At 50.0% G+C, this 4268-nt stretch carries 5 protein-coding genes; 3 read left to right on the forward strand and 2 right to left on the reverse strand.

What is annotated here, in order from left to right; translation table 11 throughout:
- A partial coding sequence (locus tag SV7mr_RS25780; RefSeq protein WP_419187825.1) for a hypothetical protein occupies positions 1-654 on the forward strand: 654 nt, incomplete at its 5' end.
- 191 nt (positions 655-845) lie between these two features.
- Here SV7mr_RS25780 and SV7mr_RS23285 read toward each other — a convergent pair.
- Positions 846-1715, reverse strand: coding sequence for an IS3 family transposase (locus SV7mr_RS23285; protein WP_145271088.1), 870 nt, complete (start codon positions 1713-1715; stop codon positions 846-848).
- Between the two features lie 24 nt (positions 1716-1739).
- The gene (locus SV7mr_RS23290) at positions 1740-2126 is read right to left on the reverse strand and encodes a transposase (protein ID WP_145268303.1); all 387 of its coding nucleotides are present in this window, start codon (positions 2124-2126) and stop codon (positions 1740-1742) included.
- A gap of 117 nt (positions 2127-2243) precedes the next feature.
- Between SV7mr_RS23290 and SV7mr_RS23295 the strand changes: the two genes are divergently transcribed.
- Both SV7mr_RS23295 and SV7mr_RS23300 read left to right on the forward strand, forming a co-directional pair.
- Positions 2244-2573, forward strand: coding sequence for a hypothetical protein (locus SV7mr_RS23295; protein WP_145277211.1), 330 nt, complete (start codon positions 2244-2246; stop codon positions 2571-2573).
- A gap of 51 nt (positions 2574-2624) precedes the next feature.
- Positions 2625-4184, forward strand: coding sequence for an ArnT family glycosyltransferase (locus SV7mr_RS23300; protein WP_145277213.1), 1560 nt, complete (start codon positions 2625-2627; stop codon positions 4182-4184).
- Positions 4185-4268: the final 84 nt, after the last annotated feature.

The raw sequence follows: 4268 nt of genomic DNA on the forward strand, positions 1-4268 counted from the left end.
GGACTTGTTCCGATCGCATATTGGTTCGGGCCAAGACGTACCGGTCTCGGGTTTAAGCCATTTGTCATGCGTTACCTTTTATTCGCATGCATGTTCTGTGTCCCATATCTTTCCTGGAGTCTTAGAAACCGAGGAATCGATACTTCCGGATTAGGTCTCGATGGGGTCAATCAGGTGCAGATGATTCTCCGGGAAATCCCGGAGGTCCCGCAGAGTCGATACCGGACTCCCGGTGAAATTCTGACGACGGTCAAGCAGAATGTGCTGTGGCACGGACTCTATCACCTCCCGCAACAGTCTGTTCCGGGGTTGGCGCAAGTGGACATCTCTTCCATGCGATTAGGCAAGTACATTGCGCTGACGCTTTGCGTGCTCGGAGGGCTGCTTATAGTGCCTTATCGTTGGTACGGCATCCCAATTTGGCTGGCAGTGTTGCCGATGCTCGTCTTGATTCTACCGTTGAGCATCGGGGGATCGGCCCGCTATTGGTTTCCGATCAGTACGTTGTTTACTGTTCTAGGGGCACTGAATCTCTGTGATCTAATGCGGTACTTATGCGAATGGAAGCTTAAAGTTATCTGTGGAAAACGTCTGGCCTTGCTCGTGATAGTGTCTTGGTTCAACGGGAATTGGAATTTGCTAACCGGCGAGTAGTACAGGATGGCGGCTTCCTGCCGTGAAGATCAGGCATCCTGCCCGAAGGTTTTTCGCATTGTGGAAACATCGAAGGGAAGAGTAGCGGCATCGTCTGACACCGCTGCCCTTCGACGTTTCACTTGGCACGGCGCTCGGGTTGGTCCTCACCAGTGCCCTATCCTCCGACCAAGTTCTCTCAGTCTCTCACATCAGCTCGCGATTGCAAGTGATGCTTGCTCGCGACGGCGTGAACGAGCTTCTTCAAGCTTGCGATCACGCTCTGCATGGATCTCGCCGGACAGGCCATTCAAGCAGTCCGCTGGCGTGATGTAACCGATCCCGCTGTGCAAACGCGTCTCGTTGTAATGACACACATAAGCAGCTATTTGCTTGACCGCTTCGTCACGATCTCGCGGCGGATTGGGACGAATGCACTCCGTCTTCAACGTCCCGTAAAATCGCTCCTGCTTTCCGTTGCTTTGCGGGTAGTAAGGACTCGTCGTCACATGCGTCAAACCGTTGAAGCGAACGAATGCTTTAAAGTCTTTCGCGATGTACTGCGGACCATTGTCGCTGATGATTCGGGGCTTCACACCGGGATGTTTTTCCAGCGCTGCTTGAATCACAATCTCAATATCCACTTCCGTCATCGACTCGCGAAGTTCATGGTGCACGATGTAACGACTGAAGCCATCGAGTACCGTGATCAAGTAAAAAAACGTTCCACCAACGTTGATGTAAGAAACATCGGTATGCCAATGGCTATGCGGCTTTTTAGGCTGTTTGAAGCCTGTTCCTTTGAGCGACTTGGTCGCGGATTTGCGGTCCAAACGCCCCGCTGCTTTGAGAACGCGATAAACCGTCGAAGGGCTCACCGCAACGATGTCATCGTCAAGCATCATGAAAGTCAATCGGCGATAACCCTCCAGTGGATTCTTGTCATGGAACGCGACAATGGCTTGCCGCTCCCAATCCGCGAGCCACCAGTCGCGAGGGATCTTTCCGTTGTGGTCATTGACCATTCCGTAGCGTTTCTTCCAGGTGTGGAACTTGTTGGCCGCCAAGCCAAGCCAAGCCACAGCAGCAGTTGCTTTGCAGGCAGCTCAGTTTGTTTCGTCCAATGGTTGATGTAATCGACGATTTGGTCTCGTGTATCGTGAGGAACCCAGCGACCGGTTAGAGCTCCCATTTTCTTTTTTTGAGCGGATGTTCTCCTCCATCAGCTCAGAGATGACTTCGTTCTTAGCGTCGAGTTTCTCACGCATCTTCTGGAGCTTGGCATCGTGCTTGGACGTTTCAGCCTTCGTCGATCGCGGCGACTCAAAAGAGCGTTCAGCCTGTTGAAGCACGGAATTGATCCAGTTGTGGATCATCGTTGGCTGGACGTGCATCTCGTCAGCGATCTGCGAGACAGGAATTTGGTCTTTAAGATGCCTGCGAACCGCATCAGCCTTCTGTGAAGCGGTGAAAGATCGTCGTTTTTTTGTCATCAGAATTCTCCTCGGGGGGTGAGATTAATTCACCGGAGGCAAAATTCCAATTCCATGAGAGGCAAGACAATAGTTCTTCTTCTATTCGTCAATCTCTGGATCTATGCTTGGTCGTTCGTGCAGAATCCCTATAGCGAAAAAGAGTCACTTAGGGAATTGGCATTGCTCTATGAAGCGGTTGCAGAGGGCATGGAAGGCTATGATGCAAAGCTTGGCATCAGTGTTCACACCCGGAACCCTTACGCATTTCGATTGATGACGGGAATGACGGCTCCCATGCGCATCGAGATGCTGGGGATCGATCCCAAATACACTCACGCTGTTCTCAATACCGCGGCTGGTTTTGAACCTCCTACTGGGAGTGAGGTTCTAGAGAAAGTCAATCCCTGGATTTTCGTCCGTCTAGCAGAACCGACGACCGCCACGAAAATTGGTCCATTGCAATAAAGATTCATTAGTCCTTTTCTGGGCCCCATCACAGCAAAACTATCATTTTCAATGAAACAAAACAGCAATGCAGTCTCTTGGAGCTTTGTAGCCTATCTCTCGACGTTATTCTTGTTCATTCTCTTGAGATTTTGGGCGCTTGATTCAGATTTCCCTTCTGGCATCACGAAGTCGGGAACTGTTTATACGGATGAAGGTTGGTACTCAAACGCTGCGGTTCGTCAAACGCATTTCGGAGATTGGTACTTTCCAGGAGACTTTAACCCAATCGTAAATCTGCCTGTTGCACAGTTAGTTTACTTTGCTGCTTTTTCGTTGTTTGGAACGAGTTTTGTTTGCGGCAGGGCGATCACCGTAGCGTTGTCCGTGTTGCTGATCGCGTTCGTTGCCCGAATGATTAATCGCCGCGCTGGTTCGTTGGCGTCTTCGATATGTTTAGCGTTAATGTTAACGAACTTCCTGTTCTACGCTTACAGTCGACTAATGCTTTTGGAAGTGATGGCGATGACATTTGTGTTCTCTTCATTTCTGCTGTTGGTTCGAAAAGATTACTCTTATCCAACGGTTATCACGGCGGGATTGATGCTTGGTCTTGGTATTCTGACAAAGACAACGATGATTTTCATGGCCCCGGTTCTTGTGCTCGTGATGCTCTTCTCAGAGAAATCGCGCCGACGCAAAGTTGGAAACCTCGTGGTGTTGTTCTGCTCCCTTGCAACTGTTGTCGGTGGCTTCGTTCTCCTGGCGAGGTCTCAGTATCCAGTGGACTTCAATTACTTTCGCGAACTGAACTACAGTAAAAGGTCATTCGGTGGACTATCGGAGTGGGCGCTGAATCTCCCGTCCGTGGTTTTCGGATTATTTAACTTTGGCTACGGATTTGTTGCACTTACGATTTGCTCTACGTTGTATGCGTCATTGAAAACTAAACGGTACTGGCGGAATCAGTACTTTGCTTTCTTTGCCTTGTATGCGTTCTCCTATCTCGGACTGCTGTCACTGGTTTCCTACAATCCTCCACGATATTACTTGCCGCTACTCATTCCGATTGTCTATTTTGCTTCAACGTCGCTTGCTGCACTCGTTAATGAAGGCAATTTAAAGAGGCAAACTGCCATATTCTTGGTGTTACTCGTCGTCGCCTCTCAGGGACAACGCATCGTTCGGCATTCGCTAGACCCGGAGTATACCCTTAAAGCCATGGCGAGGTCTGTGGCATCAATCGTCGCTGACGGCGAGACTAGTTCCGAGTTTAGGAGAAAACTTGTTGCCGGCCATATGATTGATACTGTTGCCATACAGACTGGGGTGAGGGCGATGAATGACACTCTCTCTACAGAGGACTTTATACAGCGTGCTTTGATTCTTAAGCCTGCTTATCTATTGGTTCACAAGAATCTAGACACGATGTCAAAGCTTGAGAGTATTGGTGTCGACTTGAAGAAGATGGGTGAGTGGCCAGTATTTCGCAACTACGATACAAAAGGCGATGATGTAACGCTGTACCAATTGGACTGGAGTTCTCTCAGCGCCGACTCGGAAACGCATAACGGGGCCGGTTCCTCGCTTGGCTTCCCTGGAATGCCCCCGAAACTTGGTCCAGGGTTATGAAGGTAGGGATTGGGTTACTGAATCACATTCGTTGTGCCGCTTCGACGTAAGGAGCGCAGCGACTGGAGTTGAAGCGGCACAACG

Origin of the sequence: Stieleria bergensis (assembly GCA_007745635.1) — a bacterium.
Lineage (GTDB): Bacteria > Planctomycetota > Planctomycetia > Pirellulales > Pirellulaceae > Stieleria > Stieleria bergensis.

Excerpts from the sequence above, each read along its gene's own strand:
- SV7mr_RS23290 (WP_145268303.1), bottom strand. The coding sequence starts at position 2,126 with ATGACAAAAAAACGACGATCTTTCACCGCTTCACAGAAGGCTGATGCG.
- SV7mr_RS23300 (WP_145277213.1), top strand. The coding sequence starts at position 2,625 with ATGAAACAAAACAGCAATGCAGTCTCTTGGAGCTTTGTAGCCTATCTC.